General features: G+C 72.6%; 23 protein-coding genes and 5 pseudogenes. 18 read left to right on the plus strand and 10 right to left on the minus strand.

What is annotated here, in order from left to right:
• The first annotated feature begins 274 nt into the window (after positions 1-274).
• On the plus strand, positions 275-877 hold the full coding sequence (locus tag ACH4J0_RS24700; protein WP_396242719.1) for a GNAT family N-acetyltransferase: 603 nt from the start codon (positions 275-277) through the stop codon (positions 875-877).
• Here the strand turns inward: ACH4J0_RS24700 and ACH4J0_RS24705 are convergent.
• Entirely contained in the window at positions 795-1685 is an 891-nt protein-coding gene (locus ACH4J0_RS24705; protein WP_396242720.1) for a universal stress protein, read from the minus strand. The two genes, ACH4J0_RS24700 and ACH4J0_RS24705, sit on opposite strands and share 83 nt — an antisense overlap.
• A gap of 163 nt (positions 1686-1848) precedes the next feature.
• Here ACH4J0_RS24705 and ACH4J0_RS24710 point away from each other — a divergent pair, with 163 nt between their 5' ends.
• Both ACH4J0_RS24710 and ACH4J0_RS24715 read left to right on the plus strand, forming a co-directional pair.
• On the plus strand, positions 1849-2133 hold the full coding sequence (locus ACH4J0_RS24710; protein WP_030556207.1) for a DUF1540 domain-containing protein: 285 nt from the start codon (positions 1849-1851) through the stop codon (positions 2131-2133).
• A 158-nt stretch (positions 2134-2291) separates the two neighbouring features.
• Positions 2292-3620: an acyltransferase gene (locus ACH4J0_RS24715; protein WP_396242721.1), complete on the plus strand. Its 1329-nt coding sequence runs from the start codon at positions 2292-2294 to the stop codon at positions 3618-3620.
• On the opposite strand, the gene ACH4J0_RS24720 is transcribed toward ACH4J0_RS24715, so the two are convergent.
• Positions 3580-4932: a phosphoribosyltransferase family protein gene (locus ACH4J0_RS24720; protein ID WP_396242722.1), complete on the minus strand. Its 1353-nt coding sequence runs from the start codon at positions 4930-4932 to the stop codon at positions 3580-3582. The two genes, ACH4J0_RS24715 and ACH4J0_RS24720, sit on opposite strands and share 41 nt — an antisense overlap.
• A gap of 411 nt (positions 4933-5343) precedes the next feature.
• Between ACH4J0_RS24720 and ACH4J0_RS24725 the strand changes: the two genes are divergently transcribed.
• The 4 genes from ACH4J0_RS24725 to ACH4J0_RS24740 all read left to right on the plus strand — a co-directional run bounded on the left by ACH4J0_RS24725 (position 5344) and on the right by ACH4J0_RS24740 (position 8961).
• On the plus strand, positions 5344-5700 hold the full coding sequence (locus ACH4J0_RS24725; protein ID WP_396242723.1) for a universal stress protein: 357 nt from the start codon (positions 5344-5346) through the stop codon (positions 5698-5700).
• A 243-nt stretch (positions 5701-5943) separates the two neighbouring features.
• A complete protein-coding gene (locus ACH4J0_RS24730) occupies positions 5944-6810 on the plus strand; it encodes a universal stress protein (RefSeq protein WP_396242724.1) in 867 nt (288 codons plus the stop codon).
• 250 nt (positions 6811-7060) lie between these two features.
• Entirely contained in the window at positions 7061-7471 is a 411-nt protein-coding gene (locus ACH4J0_RS24735) for a BON domain-containing protein (protein WP_396242755.1), read from the plus strand.
• A 926-nt stretch (positions 7472-8397) separates the two neighbouring features.
• Positions 8398-8961 (plus strand): hypothetical protein, encoded by a 564-nt coding sequence (locus ACH4J0_RS24740; RefSeq protein WP_396242725.1) that lies wholly within the window; start codon positions 8398-8400, stop codon positions 8959-8961.
• A gap of 212 nt (positions 8962-9173) precedes the next feature.
• Here the strand turns inward: ACH4J0_RS24740 and ACH4J0_RS24745 are convergent, their stop codons facing one another.
• A complete protein-coding gene (locus ACH4J0_RS24745) occupies positions 9174-9590 on the minus strand; it encodes an Hsp20/alpha crystallin family protein (protein WP_030555660.1) in 417 nt (138 codons plus the stop codon).
• Between the two features lie 351 nt (positions 9591-9941).
• On the opposite strand from ACH4J0_RS24745, the pseudogene ACH4J0_RS24750 reads away from it, so the two are divergent.
• The 3 genes and pseudogenes from ACH4J0_RS24750 to ACH4J0_RS24760 form a co-directional block, all read left to right on the plus strand.
• A pseudogene (locus tag ACH4J0_RS24750) lies at positions 9942-10766 on the plus strand (ATP-dependent metallopeptidase FtsH/Yme1/Tma family protein); the annotation flags it as partial.
• Positions 10767-10884: 118 nt separating this feature from the next.
• Complete coding sequence (locus tag ACH4J0_RS24755; protein WP_396242756.1) at positions 10885-11928, plus strand: AAA family ATPase; 1044 nt, start codon at positions 10885-10887, stop codon at positions 11926-11928.
• Between the two features lie 256 nt (positions 11929-12184).
• The gene (locus tag ACH4J0_RS24760) at positions 12185-12520 is read left to right on the plus strand and encodes a universal stress protein (protein WP_396242726.1); all 336 of its coding nucleotides are present in this window, start codon (positions 12185-12187) and stop codon (positions 12518-12520) included.
• A 257-nt stretch (positions 12521-12777) separates the two neighbouring features.
• Here the strand turns inward: ACH4J0_RS24760 and ACH4J0_RS24765 are convergent, their stop codons facing one another.
• The gene (locus tag ACH4J0_RS24765) at positions 12778-13905 is read right to left on the minus strand and encodes a site-2 protease family protein (protein ID WP_396242727.1); all 1128 of its coding nucleotides are present in this window, start codon (positions 13903-13905) and stop codon (positions 12778-12780) included.
• Positions 13906-14265: 360 nt separating this feature from the next.
• On the opposite strand from ACH4J0_RS24765, the pseudogene ACH4J0_RS24770 reads away from it, so the two are divergent.
• Positions 14266-14546, plus strand: a pseudogene (locus ACH4J0_RS24770) (IS5/IS1182 family transposase); the annotation flags it as partial.
• A gap of 78 nt (positions 14547-14624) precedes the next feature.
• Here the strand turns inward: ACH4J0_RS24770 and ACH4J0_RS24775 are convergent.
• The gene (locus ACH4J0_RS24775; protein ID WP_396242728.1) at positions 14625-15068 is read right to left on the minus strand and encodes a winged helix-turn-helix transcriptional regulator; all 444 of its coding nucleotides are present in this window, start codon (positions 15066-15068) and stop codon (positions 14625-14627) included.
• A gap of 130 nt (positions 15069-15198) precedes the next feature.
• Between ACH4J0_RS24775 and ACH4J0_RS24780 the strand changes: the two genes are divergently transcribed.
• Entirely contained in the window at positions 15199-16071 is an 873-nt protein-coding gene (locus tag ACH4J0_RS24780) for an aldo/keto reductase family oxidoreductase (protein ID WP_396242729.1), read from the plus strand.
• Positions 16072-16086: 15 nt separating this feature from the next.
• Here ACH4J0_RS24780 and ACH4J0_RS24785 read toward each other — a convergent pair.
• Positions 16087-16182 (minus strand): annotated as a pseudogene (locus tag ACH4J0_RS24785) (IS5/IS1182 family transposase); the annotation flags it as partial.
• 99 nt (positions 16183-16281) lie between these two features.
• A complete protein-coding gene (locus tag ACH4J0_RS24790) occupies positions 16282-16770 on the minus strand; it encodes a DUF2267 domain-containing protein (protein ID WP_396242730.1) in 489 nt (162 codons plus the stop codon).
• A gap of 196 nt (positions 16771-16966) precedes the next feature.
• Between ACH4J0_RS24790 and ACH4J0_RS24795 the strand changes: the two genes are divergently transcribed.
• The 4 genes and pseudogenes from ACH4J0_RS24795 (at position 16967) to ACH4J0_RS24810 (ending at position 19817) form a co-directional block, all read left to right on the plus strand.
• On the plus strand, positions 16967-17374 hold the full coding sequence (locus ACH4J0_RS24795) for an archease (protein WP_396242731.1): 408 nt from the start codon (positions 16967-16969) through the stop codon (positions 17372-17374).
• A 26-nt stretch (positions 17375-17400) separates the two neighbouring features.
• The gene (locus ACH4J0_RS24800; protein ID WP_396242732.1) at positions 17401-18384 is read left to right on the plus strand and encodes a CapA family protein; all 984 of its coding nucleotides are present in this window, start codon (positions 17401-17403) and stop codon (positions 18382-18384) included.
• 5 nt (positions 18385-18389) lie between these two features.
• Positions 18390-19013 (plus strand): RtcB family protein, encoded by a 624-nt coding sequence (locus ACH4J0_RS24805; RefSeq protein ID WP_396242733.1) that lies wholly within the window; start codon positions 18390-18392, stop codon positions 19011-19013.
• Positions 19014-19065: 52 nt separating this feature from the next.
• A pseudogene (locus ACH4J0_RS24810) lies at positions 19066-19817 on the plus strand (RtcB family protein).
• A gap of 185 nt (positions 19818-20002) precedes the next feature.
• Here the strand turns inward: ACH4J0_RS24810 and ACH4J0_RS24815 are convergent.
• The 3 genes from ACH4J0_RS24815 to ACH4J0_RS24825 all read right to left on the minus strand — a co-directional run bounded on the left by ACH4J0_RS24815 (position 20003) and on the right by ACH4J0_RS24825 (position 22395).
• On the minus strand, positions 20003-20941 hold the full coding sequence (locus ACH4J0_RS24815; protein WP_396242734.1) for a ribose-phosphate diphosphokinase: 939 nt from the start codon (positions 20939-20941) through the stop codon (positions 20003-20005).
• A gap of 46 nt (positions 20942-20987) precedes the next feature.
• On the minus strand, positions 20988-21128 hold the full coding sequence (locus tag ACH4J0_RS24820) for a hypothetical protein (RefSeq protein WP_396242735.1): 141 nt from the start codon (positions 21126-21128) through the stop codon (positions 20988-20990).
• 556 nt (positions 21129-21684) lie between these two features.
• Positions 21685-22395, minus strand: coding sequence for a CBS domain-containing protein (locus ACH4J0_RS24825; RefSeq protein WP_396242736.1), 711 nt, complete (start codon positions 22393-22395; stop codon positions 21685-21687).
• A gap of 548 nt (positions 22396-22943) precedes the next feature.
• On the opposite strand from ACH4J0_RS24825, the pseudogene ACH4J0_RS24830 reads away from it, so the two are divergent.
• Both ACH4J0_RS24830 and ACH4J0_RS24835 read left to right on the plus strand, forming a co-directional pair.
• Positions 22944-23066: pseudogene (locus ACH4J0_RS24830) on the plus strand (universal stress protein); the annotation flags it as partial.
• The gene (locus ACH4J0_RS24835; RefSeq protein WP_396242737.1) at positions 23063-24178 is read left to right on the plus strand and encodes a Vms1/Ankzf1 family peptidyl-tRNA hydrolase; all 1116 of its coding nucleotides are present in this window, start codon (positions 23063-23065) and stop codon (positions 24176-24178) included. The pseudogene ACH4J0_RS24830 and the gene ACH4J0_RS24835, both read left to right, overlap by 4 nt.
• Positions 24179-24198: the final 20 nt, after the last annotated feature.

Below are 24198 nucleotides of genomic sequence, written 5' to 3' on the forward strand. Positions count from 1 at the left end.
GAGCCGCCGCAGCGGCGCGTTCCCGGACCGGCGAGCCCGCCGGCTACGGCCTGCGCATCCTCGCCCAGCTCACCACCTGCTGGGATGCCAGCTGCGCCCAGACCGGGGGAAAGCGGTCTGGGCGCAGCTGGACACCGGCTGCGGCCGGAGATGCTGAACACCGGCCCGCCCGGCTGCGGCGGTGCCGCCGCCGGCGAACGGGTGCAGGGACGCGGTCACCAATGCCGGCGGCGCCGCAGGATTCCCGTTCCCTCCGGTCGGCCAGGACGACGTCGTGCCGGTCGCGGACAAGCTCCTCAGCCGTCTCGACCCGCAGCAGAGCCGACTCCTCACCGCCCAGGTCGACGGCGTCCTTGCCGGATGGGTCATCCTCAACCGCGATCCCTACCGACTCGTCGGGCACTGGGGCACCATCCACCACCTCCAGACCCACCCCGCTTTCCGCGGCCGCGGCATCGGATCCGCCCTCGTCCACGAGCTTCGGAAGATCGCAACGCTGGGCCGGGCCCTTGGACACGTGGGCCCGGACCAGGGGGAGCAGCCCGGCGGGGAGGCTGTCGAGATGCAGTTGAGACGACGATGCGGCCGGGGAGCGGCCAAAACGGGCACCGTGGTCGGCGGGGGGACGACGGCGACGGGGCAGGCCGCTCGGTGCGGGACTTCTCCGGCTGCTGAGCCGAGCGGCAATCGGGTCAGTGCCGCTCGGTGGTGGGATCTATGGCTCGGGTGCTGCTGGGGACCGTCGAGGCTGTGGATCGTGGACGAGGCAGCTCCGTTCTGGAAGGGGCCGGCGATCACGCCGATGGTGTGTGCCGAGGCTGCGGCGGGCGTACGACCGCGACGGGGCAGATGCCGTAGTGGAGCAGGCCGTGGCTGACCGAGCCGAGGGCCAGGCCGTGGAAGCCGCCCTTGCCGCGTGAGCCGACCACGGCGAGGTCCGCTCGGCCGGAGGCGCGGACGAGTTCGGTCACCGGCTTCCCCCGGACCAGGGTTGTCTCGATCTCGACGTCGGGATAGCGGTGCCGGAGGGGTGCGAGCTGGTCGTCGAGCTGGCGGCGTTGCTCGGCTTCGACCTCGTCCGGGCCAGGTCCGTCCTCGGACGGTTCCGGCTTGGTCGGCATGCTCCAAGCGCGCAGGGAGTGAACGTGGACGCCGCGCAGGGACGCCTCCTCGAAGGCGAACTCCATGGCGGCGGTCGAGTGTTCGGAGCCGTCGGTGCCGACGAGGACACGTCCGTGACCGGTGGCGATCTCGCCGACCACGCCCACTGGGCAGGCCGCGTGCCCGGCGACCTGCAGACTCACGGAGCCCATCAGCAGGTTGCCGAGCCCTCCCTCGCCGCGGGCGCCGAGCACCATACAGCACGCCCGCTCGGTCGCCGCACGAAGAACCTCGGCTGGGGAACCCGAGACCTGGTCGGACTCCACTTCGAGTCCCGGATGGCTTTCCTTGGCTATCGCCACCGCCTCGGCCAGGATCTCCGCGCCCCGGCGACTGAGGCCCTGAGAACGCCCCGGGGGGAAGAACGGGAAATCGAACTCCCAGGCCGGAAGCACATGGGCGATCAGCAACGGGCACCGCCCTGCGTGGAAGACCGTTTCCTTCACCCCTCTCCAGGCTCCGCCTCGCGGGCGCAGCCTGCCACAGGAGCCCGGGCACCGACCCCGCCGCCGCTCGGCCTTCACATGTCGCGCTGCGGCGAAACGAAGAGCCGCAGCGCGGCTCCCGCTGGGCTAACGCCAGTGGCCGCGGACCACACCACTGCCCATGCTCGAACGGAAGGCTCGCATGCTCACCCCGGCCACCAGCTGCCGTCACGTGAGCAAGCCACGACCGAAGGACCCCGCCATGGAAATGCCCGTCATCACCGGATGCTCGGTCGACGGCTGCGCCTACAACCAGGACCTCGCCTGCCACGCCCTGGCCATCACAGTCGGCGACGCCCGTCACGCGCACTGCGACACCTACTTGCAGGCCCCGCCCAAGGGCGGCGACCCCTCCGCCAACGGCAGGGTCGGTGCGTGCAAGATGTCGGACTGCCGTCACAACGTCGGCCTGGAGTGCCGCGCCACCGGCATCACGGTCGGGTTCCACCAGAGCGACATCGACTGTCTGACGTACGCACCCGCCTGACGGAGGGCACCCCTGGCCCGGGTTGAGAGGGGCGCGCCGTTGCGAATCGCCGACGCCCGCAAAGGGGAGCACGCCGAGATCCGTCCGCGCCGGGCTCCTGCGCGTGATCGTCCCCGCAGCGCGTGGGCCCGGACCGTCCGTGGCCGGGGAGGCGGACCGTGGAACGCAACCGCTACGCGGACCTCCTGCGCGTGGGGGCGATCGGCACGGTCGTCCTCGGCCACTGGCTGCTGACGAACCCCACCTACCAGAGCGGGCAGCTCTCGGGTCAGGACGCGCTGCAGTACGTCGCCTGGGGCCGCTGGCTCACCCTGCTCTTCCAGGTGATGCCCGCCGTCTTCCTGGTCGGAGGCTTCGCCAACGCGGCCTCCTGGACCGAGCACCGCAGCCACGGCGGCGACTGGGTGAGCTGGGTGCGCCGACGGGCCCTCCGGCTGCTCTGGCCCGCCACGGTGTATCTGGCCGCCGCCTTCCTCGGGGTCACCGCCGCCCGGGCGAGCGGCGCCGGTGCGAGTGAACTGGCGCTGACCGGTTGGTACATCGCCCTGCACCTGTGGTTCCTGCCGGTCTACCTGCTGCTGATCGCCCTCACTCCCGTACTTCTTGCCGCGCACCACCGATGGGGTCTCCGGGTGCCCTTTGTGATGGCGGTCGCCGCCGCGGCCGTGGATCTCGCGGTACTCGGCCCGCGTCTGCCAGTGGTCGGCTTCGCCAACTACCTGCTGGTGTGGGGCTCCATGCACCAGTGGGGATTCACCTGGTACGACGGTCAACTCACCAGCGGTCGACGCCCGTTCGCACTGGCCGCAGCCGGCGCCGTCCTCCTCGCGGGTCTGCTGGCCTGGGGCCCGTTCCCGGTGGACATGGTCGGTACCGGCAGCCGCGCCGGCAACACCACGCCGCCGTCCATCGCCCTGCTCGCCTTCGCCGCCGCGCAGTGCGGCCTCCTCCTGGCGGCGGAGCCCTCCGGGCAGCGTCTGCTCGCCACCGCGAAGCGGCAGGACCGGCTCGCCCGCCTCAACCGGGCGGTGATGACGGTCTACCTGTGGCACCCCGTCCCGGTGGTGATCGTCACGATCACGCTCTACCCGCCCGGGATCGCGCCCCAGCCCGCTGTCGGCTCCTGGCAGTGGTGGGCACTGCGGCCGCTCTGGCTCGCCGCCCTGGCCCTTCTGCTCGCCCCGCTGACCCTGGCCGTGCAACGGGCGCAGCGGCCGCTGCGCCGCCTTGCCGCAGGCCCGGGAGGCGGTGGGCGCGGGGCGGCCGTTCTGCTCGCCTGCGGCCTGGCCGTGGTCCTGCCCGCCCTGGCCCGACTGGCCATTGGCGGCTTCGCCCCGGCCGGGCACCTGGGGTGGGGTGTTCTCGCGGCGTACGTCGGCGGGTTCCTGCTGGTGCTGTTCTCCTGCCGCCGGCGCCGTCGGTCGGGTCGGCTGCGGGGCGTCGGCCTCAGGGTGCGCGGTCCGGCGCCGGGGCGAGGTGGGCGGTGAACCACTGCGCGGCCAGGTCCGCGGCCTCTTCGAGTGTGCCGGGTTCCTCGAACAGATGAGTGGCGCCCGGGATGACGGCGAGCTGGTTCTCGCAGTGCAGCCGTGCCTGGGCCTGCTGGTTGAGGTCGAGGACCACGTGGTCGTCGCCGCCGACGATGAGCAGGGTGGGTGCGGTGACGGCGGGCAGGCGGGGGCCTGCGAGGTCGGGCCGCCCGCCGCGGGAGACGACCGCCCGGACCGTGGAGGCCGGTTCCGCGGCCGCCCACAGTGCCGCGGCGGCTCCGGTGCTGGCCCCGAAGTAGCCGACCGCGAGCCCGCCGACGTCGTCGCGGCCGTGCAGCCAGCGGGTGGCGTCGGTCAGGCGTCGGGCGAGCAGCGCGGTGTCGAAAACGTTCGCCCGGTCGAACGCCTCCTCCTCGGTGAGCAGGTCGAACAGCAGGGTGGCCAGACCCGCCCGGTTCAGCGCGCCCGCGACGAACCGGTTGCGCGGACTGTGCCGGCTGCTGCCGCTGCCGTGGGCGAACACCACGATCCCCGCCGCCCCCTCGGGTACGGTCAGCTGGCCGCCGAGCCGCACCGGCCCGGCGTCCACGACCACTTCCGGATCGTCGGCCCTCGCCGGAACGGACCGAGCGGGCAGCCGCGAGGCGGGGTCGGGTGGCCGGCCACCGGCCATCCGGACGGCGGCCTCGTCCAGGCAGGCGATCACCTCGGCGTCGGTGGTCTGCGCGAAGTCCTCGTAGAACTGCCCGATCCCGTAGAACTCCCCGGGCGTCGACAGCGCCACCAGCTCGTCCGCCGCGTCCGCCAGTCTGCGGGTCCAGCCCGGTGGGGCGACGGGGACGGCGAGGACCACGCGGGCCGCGCCCTGGTTCCTGGCGATCAGACACGCCGCCAGCGCGGTCGAGCCGGTCGCGATCCCGTCGTCCACCACGATCGCCGTACGGCCGGCGAGCTCAGTGCGGGGCCGGTCACCGCGGTACCGCCGTGCCCTTCGGTCGAGCTCGATCCGCTCCCGCGCCTCCACCTCGGCGAGGTCCTGCTCGGTGGTCCGGGTTGCCCGCATCACCGCGTCGTTGACGATGCGCACCCCGCCCTCGCCGATCGCGCCCATGCCCAGCTCGGGCTGGAACGGCACGCCGAGCTTGCGCACCACGATCACGTCCAGCGGGGCGTGCAGCGCCTTCGCGACCTCGGCTGCCACCGGAACACCGCCGCGGGGAAGCCCGAGGACGATCACCTCGCGGCCCGCGAGGTGCCTGACCCGCTCGGCGAGACGCCGCCCCGCGTCCACACGATCGACGAAGTACATGATCCACCTCTTCCGGGATCGCGGCCGGACCCGGACCCCGCGCCGGCCCGCCGCTTTCCACGATCCTCTTGCCGCCGGACGCGCGCGAGTGACCGAGCCGGAGCGCCGCGGCCGTCCGCCGACTCCCGGACGGACGCCGGGCGCCGGGGGCGGACGTGCCGCGGTGGTGGCGGCGGGGGAGCATGAAAGCAGGCGGGCCAGTCGGCGACCGCACGCCCTCGGAGCATCCGGATCCGTCGCGCCGGTCCGTACGGACAGTCGAGGCGCGCGCCCTGGAGGCCCCCGTGAGCAGCACTCCCACACCGGGCTCCGCCGGTCCCGTCGTGGTCGGCACGGATGGTTCGGAGCCCGCCCGCCAGGCCGTGGTCTTCGCCCTGCGCGAGGCCCAGGTGCGCGGCGTCGGTACGGGCCGTGCACGCCTACGGTTCCGGCCACGCCGACCCGTCCGGCCTGAGCACGCCTGTCCAGCCCCGCACGAGCGGTGAGCCGGTGACGCACCTGCACGACGTGGTCGCCCGCGAGGTGACGGACTCCGTCGAGGAACTGCGCCGACAGGTCGGCGAGCCGTTCGTCGAGGTCGAGGTCCACTGCGAGCGCGGCCGCCCCGCGCAGGTCCTGCTGGACGCGAGCCAGGACGCGGGCCTGCTCGTGGTCGGGTCCCGCGGCGCAGGCCTCTGGGGCCGTCTCGCACTCGGCTCGACGAGCACCGAGATCGTCTATCACGCCCACCTGCCCGTCCTCGTCGTGCCGGGCGCGCCGCCCGCTTGAACCGGCGGGCCGGTGACCAGGGGGCGGGCTGCCCGGGCCGGGCGACTTCGCCAGCTCGGACCCGGCACGGGCAAGGTCCATCACTGTCCCGGTATGGGCCCACCGGCCCATGTCGGGACGGTTCCGCGGGGCCACGATGAGAAGCAGGCCGACTGACGTCCTGATCAGCGCGGGCAGGCGGCCGGCCCAGCCGCTTGCCGCACAGCCTCGTCGGCCCGGACACCTCGTAGGAGGCGAACTCGCATGCGACCGGAGATCACCGTGGGCCTCGACGGCTCCCCCGAAAGCCTGTCGGCCGCCCGGTGGGCAGCGCGGGAGGCCCAACTGCGCGGACTGCCCGTACGGCTGCTGCACCTGTGGCTGCTCAGCCCTGTCGCGGCGCCGCACCTCCCGAGCGGGGAGGTTCGGACAGCCGTGGGGCAGCGCATTCTCCGGGACGCGGAGAGCGAGCTGCGCGAGCACTACCCGGACGTTTCCTTCACCACCGAACTGCTGCCCGCCGCCACTCCCGCCGCCCTGCTGTCCGCCGCGGGCGACGAGCAACTGCTGGTACTCGGCTCACAGGGCATCGGCACCGCAGGGGGCTACCTGGTCGGCTCGCTCGCCCTGTACACCGTCGCCCGCGCCGAGCACCCGGTCGTGCTCGTCCGCGCCCACGACGACCCCGACGGCACCCTGACCCCGGCCGCTCAGTCCGGGCCGGTCGCCGTCGCCGTGAGCCAGCGCTCCGGCTACGACCACGTCCTGGAGGTCGCCTTCGACGCCGCCGACCGACGGCACACCTCACTGCTGGCTGTCCACGCCACCAGTCGCCGCCCGTCCCTGACCACCTGGCAGGGCTCGCCCGACGAGACCGTCCAGCAGGCCGACCGCCACGAACTGAGCGCGACGCTGCGCCCCTGGCGGGAGAAGTTCCCGGGCGTGGACGTGGTGGAGCGGCTCAGCCACGACAGCCCCGCCCGGGCCGTCGTCGACGCCGCGACCGGAGCGCGTCTGCTCGTGGTCGGCCGCGGCGGGTACCGGACCACCCTGGCACCTCGGATCGGCCCCGTCACCCAGGCCGCCATCCACCACGCGCCCTGCCCGCTCGCCGTCATCCCGCATGACTGAGGCAAGAGGCCACCCGCGCGCCCGAGAAGGAGCGAAGACCATGCACCGCACCGTCCAGGACGTGATGACCCGGGAGGTGGTCGTCGCGCACCGTGACACCGCCTCATCCGCGCGCAGGCCCACCGACCGGACGCCACCGGCCGCCCCGAGGCGCGCTGGCTCCCTCCCCACGGCAGGTCCCGCGCCGAGGCCGAGAACGCCGACACCCTGATGAGCAGCCCGGCCGTCACGGCACGGCCCGAAATGGACCCTGGTGGAGGCCGCCCGGCTGATGGACCGCCGCAGCGTCAAGCACCTGCCGGTGACCGACCGCGACGGCCGCCTGGTCGGCATCCTCAGCCGCCGCGACCTGCTGCGGCCGTTCCTGCGCCCGGACGACATGCTGCGCAAGGAGATCGTCGAGGACATCCTCGACCACACGCTCTGGCTCCCGCCGGACGCCGTCGACGTCACCGTCGACAACGGCGTCGTCACCCTGACCGGGACGGTCGAACGCAAGAGCCTCGTCCCCATCATCGAGCGCCTCTGCCGCGGCGTCGACGGAGTCGTGGTCGTCCACCAGACGCTCCACCACACGTCCGACGACAGCCACATCGACATCAGCACCGCCGCGACACGCGGCATGCCCGGACCACACTCCGCAGCTCACCACCCGAAGTGACCGCACCCGAGTTCCCTGCCCCGGACCGCCACGCCGCTTGGCAGGCGCGGCGATGCCGACACCCCCCGCCCGCAGGTCGCGCGGAAAGGGCCCGCACCTGACGCTGCTGGGCGTGGGCGCCATGAACTCCCCCGGTACGCGCCCGCCGGACTTCTGCTGCGCCACGGCCGGAGTGCCGTGGCCTTCGACGACGGCCCGGGCGCAGAACCCCCGGTGAGCCTGGACGCTTGGCTGGTGACGGACGAACACGCGGAACTCCGTTCCGCCATGCACCGAATGGCAGCCGAGCACGGACTCGTCCTCCACGCGGGGGACCTCGACCTGGACGGGCTGGTCGTCCGGGCGTGTCCGGTCGTGCACACCTCACATCCCGCCTGGGGCTGCCGGATCGAGGCCGACGGCCTGGTTGCCGTGTGGGCACCGGAGTGCTGGAAGTTCCCCGCCTGGGCCGCCGGAGCCGACCTGATGTTCGCCGAGGCCTCCGGCTGGGATCGGCCGATCCGCTTCCACGGCGGCGTCGGCGGTCACATGAGCGTCCGCGATGTCGCCGCCGAAGCCCAGCGGCGGGGCGTGCGGCGTCTGGTGTTCGCCCACATCGGCCGCCCCAGCCTGCGTGCGATCGACGCCGGCCACCGGCCACCGTGGGGCGAATGGGGGAGCGAGGGCCGCACCTACACACCCCCCACGTCCCAACCGGCCGGAAGACGGACGAGCGTAGCCCCCGTCGCCAGACGGACTGTCACGCGGATAGGGACCCACCGGCCCTATCAGCGCGTGACCAGGTCTCGTTCGCATAGTCGGCCCTGTCCGTTCAGGGCCGGTCTTCGGTCCGATATGGGCCACCTGGACCATGACCGGCGAGGCCCTGAGGTCAAGGATGGAAGACAGCCCAGCCGATGCCCCAGGAAGGGTGGGAGGCGGACACCATGTCCACGCATCCGAACCGGCACAACCCGGTACGGCGGACCTCGGACCGCATCCAGTGGTGGCTCGCCCGCATCCTGCTCGCCGTCATGGTCATCGGCCTTCCCGCCGCCGCGGTCAGTGCCGGCCTACTGACCTACCGAGCCCAGATGCACACCGGGCACGTCCAGTCCTCGGCCCGGCACACCGTCACCGCGCACCTGACCGCCGCCGCGCCCGTCCCGTCGAACAACGACTACAGCCAGGTCCCGGCAACCGCCGCCTGGACGGCAGCCGACGGCACCACTCATACCGCCACCGTCCGGGTGTGGCCCGGAGAACGGGCCGGTACCCCCGTCCCGCTATGGGTCGACCACCAGGACGCGGTCACCTCCGCGCCCATCACCCGCGTCCAGGCCGCCGCGGCCGCCTGGACGACCGCCGCCATGACCGCCGGAACCCTTTCACTCCTGTGCCTGGCCGCCTGGAAGGGCTCGGTCCGCGTGCTGGACCACCACCGCTACGCCCAGTGGGACGCGGAGTGGAGCCAGGTCGAGCCGCGCTGGTCCAAGCGGCTTCCCAGCTGAGCGAGGCGGCGGGGCCGAGGATCGGACCGTCGCTGTCCGGTCGGATCGGGCCGACCGGCCCGCGGAGGCGGGCCGTTCAGCCACTGCCCGCTTGGGGGACAACATGTCCGACCGCGACAGGCCAGAGCACCTTCCGACAGCTTGAGGCGGGCGGACGAGCGGGCCCCGCCGGCCCCGGAAGCGGTCCGGCCAGGCCCCGCTCTGGTCGTGTGTCAGGTTCCTCTGGAGATCTCTATCCGTCGGGTCGGCTTCTCGACCTCACCGATCGGGGCCTTCACGGTCAGCACGCCGTTGTCGTAACTGGCCGTGATCTCCTGCTCCTTCACGCCTTCGGGCAGCCGGATGCTGCGGGTGAAGGAGCCGTAGCGGAACTCGGAACGCTGTTTCTCCTTCTTCTCCTCGCTGCGTTCGGCGTGGACGGTCAGGACCCCGCCCTCGAAGGTGATCTCGACGTCCTTGTCCGGGTCGATCCCCGGAAGCTCGGCCTTCACCACGTAGGCCCCGTCCTCCTCGGACTCCTCGACCCGGATGAGGTGCTCGCCCATCCGCAGGTCCGCGGGAAAGTCCTCGAACAGCTCCGAGAACGACGGCCACCAGTGCGCACGCCGCTGAAGCAGATCGCCGGCCATCTCGCATCCTCCTCGCTCGGCTGATCCCTTTCCTCCATGCTGCGGCGCCGACCGCGAGGCCGCGATCGGAGCCAACCGTCCGGCATCAACTCCCGTCTCCGGTCGGAGTGTTCACGTGCTGTGACAGTGCGCTACGGCTGCGGCCCCGATCGGACGCAGGCGGCCGACACGCGACTCCGGGCAGCACCGCGGCTCCAAGCTTCTGAGGCTGTGCTGCGCCGCGGCCCTCCGGCGGGTTCAGCCCAGTGCCACATTCCCGGAGTGCGGCAGGGTCGGCGGGCCCGGTCGGGTGGTCCGGTCGGCCCTGCCTGCGGTGTTCCCGGTGGCGGACGATGGGGGCGGAGGTACGTGATGATCACGCGCAGTCGCTTCCCCGCCCGGCATCCGACCGGGCGGGCCAGACCCGGGCCACCGTCCGACCCGCCGAAGCCCGCGCCGAAGCCGGCGCAGGAGCCACCGAGCTGGCGGCGGTGGATCCTGCCGATCGCCGTGGCCGTGACGCTGTTCGTCCTGCTGTCCCGGGCTCCGTCCGGAACGGGGACGCGCTACGCCTACACGGACTTCGCCGGCAGGGTGGACGCGGGCCAGGTCAAGACCGTCGAGATCACCGACAAGGGCGCGGTCAGCGGCACCCTCAAGGACGGCACCAAGTTCACCACCCAGATCCCGACCGCGCTGGACACCAGCGGGCTCAGCCGGCAGCTGCAGTCCCAGCACGTCGTGATCACGGCGAAGACCACCAGTGGAGGCTCGGCGCTGACCGCCCTGCTCGCGTTCCTGCCGATGCTCATCCTCCTGGGGCTCCTCCTCTGGTCAGGGCGGACGGCGACGAGAACGATGGGCGGCGGCCTGAGCACGGTCGGGCGGTCCCGCGCGAAGATCATCGAGGCGGAGCGGCCGAACACCCGCTTCGCCGACGTCGCCGGCTACGAGGGTGTGAAGCAGGAGGTCAGCGAGGTCGTCGACTTCCTGCGCAGCCCCGGCCGGTACGCCGCCGCGGGCGCGAAGGGGCCGCGCGGGGTGATCATGGTCGGCCCGCCCGGTACCGGCAAGACCCTGCTCGCCCGCGCCGTCGCCGGCGAGGCCGAGGTGCCGTTCCTCTCCGTGACCGGCTCCGCGTTCGTCGAGATGTTCGTCGGCGTCGGCGCCTCCCGGGTCCGCGACCTGTTCGAGGAGGCTCGCAAGCGCGCACCGTCGATCATCTTCATCGACGAGATCGACGCGGTCGGCGGCCGGCGCGCCGGCGGCGCGCGGCTCGGCGGCAAACGACGAACGCGAACAGACCCTCAACCAGCTGCTCGCCGAGACGGACGGCTTCGACCAGTCCACCGGCATCGTGGTGCTCGCCGCGACCAACCGCCCCGACGCCCTCGACCCGGCGCTGCTGCGGCCCGGCCGCTTCGACCGGCAGGTCACCGTCCCGCTGCCGAACCAGGCCGAGCGCTCGGCGATCCTCGCCGTCCACGCCCTCGGAAAGACCCTCGCCGCCGACGTTGACCTGGACCGCATCGCCCGGGGCACCCCCGGCTTCTCCGGCGCGGACCTGGCCAACCTGGTCAACGAGGCCGCCATCAACGCCGTACGGGCCGAGCGCACCGTCATCACCGCGCGCGACCTCGACACCGCACGCGACCGGGTCCTCCTCGGCCGCCGCGAGTCCTCCAACGCCCTGCTCCCGGAGGAGCGCCATGCGGTCGCCGTGCACGAGTCCGGCCACGCCCTGATGGCCGCCCTGTGCGAACACGCCGACCCGGTCGCCAAGGTCACCATCCTGCCCGCCGGCACGACCCTCGGCGCCACCGAACAACTCCCCGAGGCCGAACGGCACCTCTACAGCCAGAGTTACCTGAACGACCTGCTCACCGTCCAACTCGGCGGCCGGGCCGCGGAACTGATCGTCTTCGGCGAGGGCTCCACCGGCGCCGCCAACGACCTCGCGGGCGCCACCTCGGTCGCCACCCGCATGGTCCGCGAGTTCGGCCTCTCCTCAGCCCTGGGACCCGTCGGCTACGCGGCCGGCACCCCCCAGTACCTCGGCGAGAACCCCGACGACCGGCTGCACCGCCCCTACTCCGAGCAGACCCAGCGCACGGTCGACGAAGAAGTCGCCCGGCTGCTGCGCCAGGCCGAGCAGCGGGCGGTGGCCCTCCTGCGCGGACACCGCCAGCACCTGGACGAACTCGCCGCGCTGCTCATGGCGGAAGAGACCGTGGACGGGAAGGTCGTACTCGCCATCCTCGGCGCGAAGCCGCTACCCACCCCGTCCCGCGAGCCGCCGGATCACGCCCGGGTTCCCGCGCGGGACGCGGGGCGTGCTGGGCCCGGCGCGGAGGAATGAGCAGGGAGTCGGCCGAGACCGTTCCCGAGCCGGCCGGCGCCAACCGTCCGGCACGCCTTCCATGGCCGGGCGGCCGTGTGCTGTCGGATGCCGCCGGGCTGCCGAGGGTCCGGATCACGGCCGGCGGTGGCCTGGATGACTACGCCATCGGCGAACTGGTCCGCGCCGGAGCGCCGATCGACCTGTCCACACTCGGCACGCTCGCCGGGGTGTCGGCGGGCGCACCCGTACCTGGACGCCGCGTACAAGCGCAGGCGTGGAGGCCGTCCTCGCCTGGGAGCCGCCGTTCTCCGGGTGGGGCAGCAAGGTCCCGGCCGTCGAGGAGCAGGTGCTCGCGGACATCGCAGGGAAGGTCCTGGCCGAGAGCATCGAGAAGGCGGTGGGCACCGAACCCCCGGTGGACTTCACCACCCGCGTGGAGGAGAGCACTGCGGCTCAGGCGCTACTGAAGGCCGCCGCGGCTGACGACGTAAGGCTGCTGGTGGTGGGCAGCCGCGGGGTCGGCGGCTTCACCGGTGCCCTGCTGGGCTCCGTCAGCCAGCACTGCGCCCAGCACGCCCCGTGTCCAGTCGTGATCATGCGCGGTCGCTGACGCAGAGCCGCCGCGCCTGCCGAACGCGGGTCACCGCCTGGCTTCCTCGGCCGCCCCGTAGGGCGGCCCGGTGGCCTCCGCGGGCCAGGGCCACCCGGCCCCGAGTCCGGCGGCGCCTCGGGCCCCGGCCCGGTTCGCGCGACACGAATTCCAGGGCAGGCCAAGGCCGTCGGCGGTGGCAGGCATCTGCTCCGATGCCGGTTCTGCGCCCCGCCCCGCGGTATCCGCGGAGACCGCCGATCGGTCGTACGCCGGGATCAGCGCGGGGTGGTCCCAGTCGTGGCAAGGCGTCTGCGGGCCAGCCGGTCGAGGACCTCGGCGGTGACGATCCCGGCCAGTCGGCCGTCGTCCAGGACGAGGACCGGTGGCGGAGCGGCCGCACGGTCCAGGACCTCGACGAGATCGTCCTGCGGTGCGGCGGTCAGGCATCGCGACAGCGGTGTGGCGAACTCGCGGGCTCGCACCTCGCCACGGTGGGCGGGCGGGACCGCTGTGAGGCGGCGCAGGTCGAGCAGGCCGCTCGCTCGGCCGTCGACGTCGACCAGGGGGACCATCGGCTGGTGAGCGGCGCGGGCGGCGGGGTCGGCGAGGAGGCGGTCCGCGGTGAGCCAGTCGGGCGCGGCGGTCGCGGGGATCATGGCCTGGCCGATCCGGACGCCGCGTAGCGCGGCCACCAGCGCGGCGCGGCGGACCTCGGCCGTGGCGGAGGACCACATGAACAGGCCGATGAGGACGAACCAGATTCCGGCTCCGTTGCCGTAGAGCAGTTCTACCCAGCCGGCGGCTGACAGCAGGAGGCCGACGGCCTGGCCGGCCCGGCCGGCGACGCGCTCGGCGCGTTCGCGGTCGCCCCGGCGCCACCAGACCGCCGCCTGGAGGAGTCGGCCGCCGTCCAGGGGCGCGGCGGGCAGCAGGTTGAACACACCGAGCAGCAGGTTGGTCCAGCCGGTCCACAGCAGTACCGCCGAGGGCATCGCCCAGTGCACGGTGTGCAGCGCGCCGAGCCCGGCGGCCAGGGACAGCCCACCCAGTACCAGGCTGGTGAGCGGCCCGATCCCGGCGACGGCGAACTGCAGCCGTGGGCTCGGGGGACGTCCCATCCGCGTGACGCCGCCGAGCGCGAAGACGGTCATGTCGTCGACGCGAATGCCCGCGCGGCGTGCGGTGACCGCGTGGGCCGTTTCGTGCAGCAGGAGGCTCACAGTGAGCAGCAGGGCCCCGGCCAGGCCAGCGAAGCCGTAGGCTACGGAGGAGCGGCCGGGGACCCACGCGGGGAGCGTCTGCCCCGCCAGGCCGACGCCGAGGAACAGGATCAGGACGGGCGCGCTCCAGTGGATCCGCAGCGGTATGCCGAAGACCCTGCCCAGCCGCACGGACCCGTGCATCCTGACCTCTCCCAAGGCTCCCCGAACGCCTTCGAGCCTCCACTGTCCTCCCGCCGCGAGGGCTGGCACAGGGCCGTACGGGCCTGCCGCCAGGGCTGCCGGGCCCAGGACCGCCGCCTCATGCTGCCGGGATTGCCCGGCCGGATCGCGGCCGGAGATACGGGTGCCGATGTCGCGGTCCTGGCAGATCGCGCGCATCGCACCGGTGGGGCGGCGTCGAAGACGTGCACGGTCAGGTGGTGTTCGGCAGTGAGGACCAAGGCGGTGGTGTCCGTCACCCGGGCGCCCTGGGCGAGGGCGCCCTGGTGGCTGAGGCTGGTGTAGCGGACGGCGCCGGGGTGGGTGCGCGGGTCGTGGCCTGTGCCCGTCCTTCCAGCATGGCTGACCGACCCGCTGTGGGACCAATTCGCGGCGCTGCTGCCCAAGCGTCCCGCGGTCGATCCGGCCCACCCGCTGGGGTGTCACCGGCCACCCATCGGTGACCGGATCGTGTTCGACAAGTTACTGCAACTGCTGCGGTTCGGCTGCTCGTACCAGGCGATCGCCGACACCACCTGCTCGGCAACCGCCGCGACGAGTGGATCCGGCTTGGCGTCTTCGCCCGGCTCAAGCAGATCGCGCTGGAGTCCTACGACCGGATCGACGCCCATGAGCCCCGCCCATCTGCCCGGCCTCTTCCGCGCAGACCGTTCGGCGCTGATCAGCAGCCCTGTTGTGGTTCAGGCGCCGCGGGTGTCGTAGGTCTCGCGGTTGGCCAGCACCTCGTCCATGTGCACCTCGGCCCATGCCTTGAGGCCGCGCATCATCTCGTACAGCGACAGGCCGAGATCGGTCAGCTCGTAGGACACCGTGACCGGCACGGTCGGTACGACGGTGCGGGACACCAGGCCGTCGCGCTCCAGGGAGCGCAGCGTCTGGGTGAGCATCTTCTGGCTGACGCCGGCCAGCAGGCGCTGCAGCTCTGAGTAGCGCATCACCCGGGGCCCGCCGGCGCAGCCGGCGCCGGGCTGATGCGCGCTGTCGCTGCCGAGCGCGGCCAGGATCAGCGTGACCCACTTGTCCGAGATCCGGTCGAGCAGCTTGCGGCTGGGGCAGGCTGCCACGAAGGCGTCGTACTCCACCTTGGCCTGTGCCCTTTGCTGGGCCGCCGTCATCGTCGCCATGGACCGTTCCTCTCACCCGCGGGTGCCCTACGCACTTCGAAGTGCCTACTTCCCGATATAAAGCTACGCACTAATAGTGGTGCAAGGCGCCGTCAGGCACCATCCCCTGGCTCGACACGAAAGGCACACCATGAGCACCCCCTCCACCTCGCTTCCCGGCGGCACCTGGACCCTGGGCGACCTGACCGTCACCCGGTTCGGCTACGGCGCCATGCAGCTCGCGGGCCCCTGGGTCATGGGTCCGCCCGCCGACCGCGACGGGGCACTCGCTGTTCTCCACGAGGCCGTCGGCCTCGGCATCACCCACATCGACACCGCCGATGCCTACGGGCCGCACATCACCAACCAGCTGATCCGCGAAGCGCTGCACCCGTACTCCGACTCGCTGCACATCGTGACCAAGGTCGGCGCGACCCGCGACGAGGAGGGAGGCTGGCCTCCGGCACGAAAGCCTGAAGAGCTGCGCCGGGCCGTCACCGAGAACCTGGAGAACCTCGGCCTCGACACGCTGGACGTGGTCAACCTTCGGCTCGGCGACGCCCAGGGCCCCGTGCCCGGTTCGCTCGCGGAGGCGTTCGGGGCGCTCGTCGACCTCCAGCGGCAGGGCCTGATCCGGCACCTCGGCGTGAGCAACGCGACGGCGGAACAGGTCGCCGAGGCACGCTCGATCGCGCCGATCGTGTGCGTGCAGAACATGTACAACCTTGCCCACCGTCACGACGACGGTCTGATCGACGATCTAGCCGAGCAGGGGATCGCCTACGTGCCCTTCTTCCCCCTCGGCGGCTTCAGCCCGCTGCAGTCCTCGGCGCTCACGGCCGTAGCCACCCGGCTGAACGCGACGCCGATGTCCGTCGCCCTGGCCTGGCTGCTGCAGCGGTCGCCGAACATCCTGCTGATCCCCGGCACCTCATCGGTGGCACACCTGCGCGAAAACGTCGCCGGTGCGGCACTTCCGCTCTCCGAGGACGATCTCGCCGAGCTTGACAAGATCGGCTCCTGATCCCACGGCGCTACACAGCGGGTGGGCCGGACCGACCGCGGGACGCTCGGACAGCAGCGCCGCGAATTGGTCCCACAGCGGGTCAGTCAGCCATCCTCGAAGGACGGGCACAGGTCTCCCCAGTGATCACAGAGCGTCGCAACTCCATGATCACGTACACCTGTGCCCGCCTCACTACCCGGCACCCCACCCCGCCTATCTGCGCAGCCCCTATGCCGCAGGGGTGACGAGTGACCGCAGATCGTGCGGAAGCGTGTCGAAGACGTGCTCCAGCTGCTCCGGTGGGATGTGCAGGAACACGGCTCGGGTGACGGCGCGGACGATGTCCTCGGCATCCTCGGCCGGGAGGGAGGCCTCGTGGGAGAAACGGTCGAGGTACTCCTGCCGGTCGAACTTCGCCGGTGTGGGGTGCGGGTTCCAGCCCTCGTAGAAGACGCCCCGGACGAGGGTCGGCAGCTGCGCGCCGAGGTGAGCCACGACGTCGGTCGGGAGCCGGTCGCGCAGTTGCCTCCTCGGTGGTGCGGGTTCCGGGCTTGTGGGAGCGCGACCCGGCGACTGGCGAACCGCCGGAATCACGTCGAATGTGCCGATCCGTTCCGGCCAGGGCTCGTCGGACAGCGCCCAGTGGACGGGGGCCGTCCCCTCCAGAGTTGTCCTGGTTGTGGAGGCTTCGCATCCCGAGAGCCGGTCGTCGGGCACCTGGCGCGTGTCTGCCGGGGAGGGTAAGGCCTGCCGAGCGCTTCGTGGCCGTGTCCGCCTGCGGTACCTGGCACGGATTGCCTGCGGTGGTGCGAGGGATGAGCCTGGAAGGGTGAGCGGTTTCAGCCGCAGATGGGCACGAGGGGAGTTGTCGCCGGTGACCGGGCAGCAGGGGCCACGGAGCGGTCATCGGGCTGTGGCGCACACGGCGGACCTGCGAGTGGAGGCGTGGGCGCCGACTGCGGAGGGCTGCGTCCGCGAGGCGGTGCGCGCCGTGGTCGAGGGCTTCGCGGACACCTCCGGGGCCCGGCCGGCTGGGGAGCGCGTGTGCGCGGTCACGGCGGACAGCGACGAGGATCTGCTGGTGTCCGTCCTGGAGGAGGTCATCTACCGGATGGACGTCGACGGCGAGATCCCCCTCGACACGGAGGTCGAAACGGTCCGCGCCGCCGGGGGCGGCCGGGCGGTGTCGGTCCGCTTCACGATGGCGGAAGCCGACACCGCCGAACAGATCGGGGCGGTGCCCAAGGCCGTCTCGCTGCACCGCCTCCACCTGACCGGCGGCCGCGAGGGCTGGAGCTGCCAGGTGACGCTCGACGTCTGAACACGATGGGGAAACGGGGCGGAAGAATGGCGCTCACGGTGGCACTGGCCGGTGACACGATGCTCGGGCGCGGCGTGGCCGAGCATCTGCGGCGCTCGCCGACGCCGCAGGCACTGTTCGCCACAGAGGTACGGCGGGCACTCGCGGAAGCCGACCTCGTCGTGCTCGACCTGGAGTGCTGCATCTCCGACCGGGGGAACCGCTGGCCGAACCCGTACAAGCCGTTCTTCTTCCGCGCCCCTCCCGCCGCCGCCGACGTGCTCGCCGAGCTGGGCGTGGACTGCGTGACCCTGGCCAACAACCACGCCCTGGACTACGGCTACGACGCCCTCGTCGACACCCGAGGCCTGCTGGAGCGCGCAGGCGTTCGCACGGTGGGCGCAGGTCGGGACGTTCTGGCGGCACGGGAGTTCGCGGTGCTGGAAGCAGGCGGGGCGCGGCTGGCGGTGGTCGGTGTCACGGACCACCCGGAGGACTACGCGGCCGGTGGGCAGCGTCCGGGGGTGGCCTGGGCCGACCTTCACAGTGGCGTGCCCGACTGGCTGGCTTCGCTGGTGGCCCGGGCCGCGCGGGAGACGGATGTCGTGCTGGTCACGGCGCACTGGGGCCCCAACATGACCTCGCGGCCGCCGGCACACGTGCTCGCGGCGGCCCCACAGCTGCTGGCGGCCGGTGCGACGCTGGTCGCCGGGCACTCCGCCCACGTCTTCCACGGCGTCGCCGACCGGATCATCTACGACATGGGCGACTTCGTCGACGACTACGCCGTCCACCCGGCGCTGCGCAACGACCTGGGGCTGCTGTTCCTGGTCACTTTCGACGGGCTCGAGCCCGCACATCTGGCCCCGGTCCGGCTGGAGGCGCTGCCCCTGTTCCTCGATTTCTGCCACACCCGCCTTGCTCGCGGCGAGGAGTGGGAGTGGATTCGCGGGCGGTTCACCGCCGCCTGCGCCGAGTTCGGCACCGACGTGGGCGAGCGGGCCGGGCGGCTGACGGTCGACTGGAGATGAGTGACGTGGAGATCACGCTTGTCGAGGAGAGCCCCTACCGCTTCCGTATCGAGCAGAGGGATCAGATGCGGGTACCCGGGGTGGTGTTCGCGTCCAGGGAGCTGCTGCCGCAGGCTGCGGGCGACAAGGCGCTGGAACAGGTGGCGAACGTGGCGACCCTGCCCGGCATCGTCCGCGCCTCCTTCGCCATGCCGGACGTGCACTGGGGCTACGGCTTCCCGATCGGCGGGGTGGCCGCCACCGACATCGCCCACGGAGGGGTCGTCTCGCCCGGCGGCGTCGGCTTCGACATCTCCTGCGGCGTACGGCTGCTGGCCGCCGGCATCGACCGCGAGGAACTCGGCCACCACCGGATGCGGCACCTGATGGACATCCTGGACACCACCATCCCGCGCGGCATGGGACGCGGCGGCCTGTGGAAGCTGTCGGGCACCGAGGAGATGGACGACCTGCTGGTCGGCGGCGCCCGCTACGCCGTCGAGCACGGCCACGGCGTCCCACGCGACCTTGCCCGCTGCGAGGACCACGGCGTCCTCGCAGGCGCCGCCCCCGGACAGGTCAGCAACCGGGCCGTGGAACGCGGCCTCCACCAGGTCGGCAGCCTCGGCAGCGGCAACCACTTCCTTTGAAGTACAAACCGTCGACCACCTCTACGCCCCCGACGTCGCCGCCGCCTTCGGGCTGCACACCGGCCAGGTCTGCGCCATGATCCACTGCGGCTCGCGGGGACTGGGCCACCAGGTCTGCACCGACCACGTCCGCACCATGGACCGCTCGATGCACGGCTACCGCATCGTCGTCCCCGACCAGCAGCTCGCCTGCACACCCGTGGACTCCCCGCCCGGCCGCGACTACCTCGGCGCGATGGCCGCCGCCGCCAACTACGCCCGCGCCAACCGGCAACTGCTCACCGAGGCCACCCGCCGCGCCTTCGCCACAGCCGCCGGGGCGGGACTGGAACTGATCTACGACATCTCCCACAACACCGCCAAACTCGAGACACACGAGGTGGACGGCGTCGAACGACCGCTGTGCGTCCACCGCAAGGGCGCCACCCGCGCACTGCCGCCCGGCCACCCCGACCTGCCCGAGGACCTCGCCGACGCCGGCCAGCCGGTACTGGCCCCGGCACGATGGGCACCGCCTCCTACGTGATGGTCGGCCTGCCCGGCAACGACGCCTTCCACTCCGCCTGCCACGGCGCCGGCCGCGTCTGGAGCCGCCACCACGCGCTGCGCATGGTGCGCGGCGAGCGGCTGCGCGACCAACTGGAGGCGAGCGGCATCGCGGTGCGCCCGTCGTCGTGGCGCGGGCTCGCGGAGGAGGCGCCCGAGGCGTACAAGGACGTCGACGCCGTTGCCGCCGCCACCGGGGGCGCGGGGCTCGCCCGGCTCGTCGCCCGCCTGGTGCCGCTGGGTGTTGTTAAGGGCTGACGATGGTCGCGGCGGAAGGCGGCCCCGATCGCCGGGTCACCCGGCGGTGATGAGCCAGGGGCTTGGAGAAGATCTGAGCCCGGGAAGGGGGTGGCCGCGTCCTGCCTGGTGCCCCGGGCGCTGCCGAGCCAGAGGCTGCCCGAGGTGGATGCGGGGGCGTGGAGCGGCGGGTTGGGCGGAGTGCGTCAGCCGCGCAGCAGAAGGGTGTCCAACGGCTCGCCGCCGTGCAGCAGAGCGATGGCTTCGGCGAGCAGCGGCGCCACGGTGCGTACGCGGTGGGGCAGCGTGGGGATACGGGGCGGGGGGACGGTGTCGGCGACCACGAGGCGGCTGATCGGTAGCCGGGCGAGCCGGTCGGTGGCGCGGTCCACGAGCAGGGGGTGGGTGGCGGCGACGGTGATGTCCGGTGCCGCGTCATGGGCCAGCAGGACCTTGACGGCCGCCCTGACGGTGCCGCCGGTGCTGATCATGTCGTCGACGATCACCGCGGGCCGGCCGACGACATCGCCGACCAGTTCCTCGGCCTTTACGTTGCTGCCGGACAGGCGGGTCTTGCGGACGACGGCGACCGGCCGGCCGAGCAACTCGCCGTAGTGTTCAGCGAGTTTGACGGCGCCGAGGTCGGGCGAGACCACCACGGCGGCTGCGGGTGTGTGCTCGGCCAGCGCGGCGGCGAGCAGCGGTACCGCGCTGAGCGTCTCGACGGGGATGCTGCTCATCGCTTCGAGGGTCGGGGTGTGCGGGTCGACGACGACCAGCCGGTCGGCACCGGCGGCCGCCAGGGCGTCGAGCGCCACGCGGGCGCCGACCGACTGCCCGGCCCGGGTGCGGCGGTCCTGGCGGGCGTAGCCGAAGTAGGGGACGACGGCGGTGACTCGGCGCGCGCCTGCGCGGCGGCATGCGTCGAGGAGCAGCAGGAGTTCGATCAGGTGCTCGTTCACGTCGCGACCGGTGGGCTGGACGACGTACACGTCCTCGCCGCGGACATGGCCGACGACGGGCTGCAACTCGCCGTCGGGAAAGCGTTCCACCTCGCACTCGACCGGCTCGGTGCCGAGTGCCTCGGAGACGGCGTCGCCGAGCTCGGGATGGGCCGTGCCCGGGAGGATCCGTGGGTTCGTCATCGCGCCTCCCGCGTGTTCCCGGCTGTCGCGGGCCGTCTGTGCGAGCTCACCACAGCGGTACGGCGAGCGGTCGGTCGGCGTCGTGGGCGCGGGCCAGGACGGTCATGGCTTCCCGGTACTCCGCCGGTGCGATCAGCCCGGCCAGCAGAGCGGCGGCGAACAGGCGCTCCACCTCGTCCCCGCTCACCGCCGGGGCGCCCACCGTGGCGGGGAGGCCACCGGCGGAGGACCGCGGTTCGGGCGCGGGACCCGGTCGCCGCGGCGGGGCGTTCAGCCGCTGCCTTCGCCGGAACCGCCTGACAGGTGGTCGAATAAGGGACTCGCCGGGAGGTGGCGGCCGTGATGATCATATATATGGCGAGATGCGGACAGAGCCCCCCTTTCGTTGTTCTCTTCCGCCGCTGATGGGCGGCGGCTTTGCCGGCAGTCGGTCCGTCCGGCGGCCTGCTGCAGCAAGGACTGGCCCGCTGTCGCGGGAGAAGGGGCGGGCAACCCAGGAGAGCGAAGTGTGCTGAGGTCCGCCCGGTCACCACGCCGATGGCCGGCCCGGGCCGGGGATCGTTCGCGAAGGCGGCGAGGGCGTCCCATTCGGCCGTGCGGTCGAAGAGCGTCTTCGGGCGGGCGACGGCGGTGGCGGATCCCACGGCTGGACGTCCCATCGTTCGGCGGCAGCTGTCAGCTCCAGTAGAAGTCCGGGACGACCGTGGTGCCTCCCGGCCGCGGGGTCGTTCGGACGGGGTCGCTCAGTGGTGGGGTGCCGGGGGCGGGCCGATGCCGCGCTCTGTGGACTTCGTGGTGTCGGTGCGGGTGTCGTCGACGTCGAAGCCGAGTGCCTGGCGGACGGCGACCACTCCGTCCAGCGAGCGGCACATGCCTTCGATGACGGGGATGAGGCTCTTGCGTGCGACCGTGCCGGTCAACGTGACGACGCCGTCATCGACGGTGACCTCTACGGCGTCCGCCGGTAGCCACAGCGCGTTGAGCAGGACGTCGTGGGTGATCTCCTCAAGGATCGAGGCGTCGTCTTGCAGGAACGGCCGTAGGAGGTCGCTGCGGCTGACGATGCCGGTCAATCGGCCTTCCGCGTCGACCACGGGCAGCCGCTTGAGCTTCTTGCGGTGCATCACCCGGGCGGCCTCGGCCAGGGTCCAGCCTGCGCGTGCGGTGACGACCGGGCTCGTCATCATCTCCTCGGCGATCTCCGCCTCGGCGCGGTGGCGCTCGTGCGGGTGGAGCCGGCGGAGCACCGGGTGGTCTTCCTCGAGCAGTCCGGCTTCCTTGCGGATCAGGTCGGCCTCGGACACGATGCCGACCAGGCGGTCCTGGTCGTCGACGACCGGCACGGCGGTGACGTCGTTGCGGTGGAACAGCCCGGCGATCTCCTTGAACGTGGTCTCACGGTGGGCGACGACGACGTCCCGGGTCATCACGTCCTGCACGGCGCGGTGCTGCATGGCCGGCTCTCCTCCAGACGGTCCGTGGGCGCTGATTCACCCGGGCGCGGCCTCGTGCCCGGGTGGAACTGACGACGACGGGAACGTGGACGCGGTGGACGACCTCGGTCTACGCCGGGAACTGCCCGGATCAGGTGGTGGAGGCATCCTTGTTGCTCGTGCTTCTCCTTCCATACTGCTGCGCCGACCGCGCGACCGCGATCGGAGACTCGCCCGCCCGGCATCAACTCCCGTCTCTGGTCAGCGTGTTCACGTGCCGTGACAGCGCCCCGCAACCAAGGCCCCGCTCGGAGGCCGACAGTCGGCACACGACGCCACAGCACGGCGGCTCCGGTTCCCCGCGTCCGGGCTGGACCGCCGGGAATCAGCCCCCGGCGTCGCGCTCCCGAGCACGGGCAGGGCCGGGCGGCCCCATCCGGTGGAGGCGACCGGGCCTTGGACCGAGGCGGGTGGGCTGGGCACGGTGGTGTTGTGGGAAAGGCAACGAGGTCCACCTCGGCCGGTGAGGACCGAAGGGTGCGCCGCGTCGTCGTGGGGGCGGCCGCGGATACGGCGGCTTCGAGGGGGCACGGCTGGGGTCGGTGAGTCGGCACTGCGTGGAACACGCTCCCTGCCCCGTCGTCGTGGTCCCCGCAGTCGCAGGCGGACCGTTCCGAGGAGAACTCACATGACTACCGGAACAGAGACCGACACCCAGGCCCTGCGAGCGCTGCTTGCCGTACCCGGCCCTTTCGTGTCGGTCTACTTCGACCTCGATCCGCGCCCGGAGATGGGTCTGGACGCCGAGGAACGCTGGCAGGAACTCTGCCGCAACCTCGCCGACCAGGGGGCAGGCGCCCACGAGCTGGACGCCCTGACCCGGCGCTTCCTCTCCTCCCAGCCCGGCTCCGGTGTGCTCGCGGCCTTCGCGGCGGGCGGAGAGGTGGTGCACTCGGCCGTCCTGCCGGGCTGCGAGCAAGGGGACCTGGTCCTGCGGGCGCCCCTGCCGCACCTGCTGCCACTGCTGGCCTGGCGCCAGGAGCACCCCGCGCACGTGGTCGCCGTCGTCGACCGCACCGGAGCGGACCTGCGCCTGTACCCCGACGGTGCCACGGAGGGCGCCCGCCGGACCGTCACCGGACCGGACGACGAGATCGAGCGCAACCAGCCCGGCGGGATGTCCCAGATGCGCTACCAGCACCGGGCTGAGGACTCCTGGGAGCACAACGCCGTCAAGGTCGCCGAAGCACTCGGCATTGCCCTGGCCGACGTCGACGCCCACGTGCTGATGCTGGCCGGCGACGTCCGCGCCCGCCAGTACCTCACCAAGCACCTGCCCGCATGGGTCCGCCGCGAGGTGTCCATCCGGCCGGTCAGCGGCAGCCGCAGCCCGGACGGTGCCTGGCCGCACCGGATGGCCCAGGTCGAGACGGAGACCTGCCGCGCCGGACGCGAGGCAACCGCAGCCCTGCTGCACCGACTCGACGACGAGCGCTCCCCCCGCGGTCACACCGTCGAGGGCACCTACGCGACCATGCGCGCGCTCGCCGACGGCGCACTGCGCACCCTGCTGATCACCGACGGCCTCGCCGGCCGCCGCACCGCCTGGTTCGGCCCCGGCCCCACCGACATCGCCGACCAGTCCGCATCCCTGCCCCCGGACCGCACACCGATGGTGCGCGCGGACCTGGCGGACACCGCGGTCCGGTCCGCGCTGCTCTCCGGCGCCGACGTCCGGGTCCTTCGACCCGGAACGCCCGGCGCACCGGCGCAGGGGATCGGCGGCCTGACCCGCCACACCTGACCGCCGCTCGGCCGCAGCCG

It is taken from the genome of Kitasatospora sp. NPDC017646, from assembly GCF_044329365.1.
Lineage (GTDB): Bacteria > Actinomycetota > Actinomycetes > Streptomycetales > Streptomycetaceae > Kitasatospora.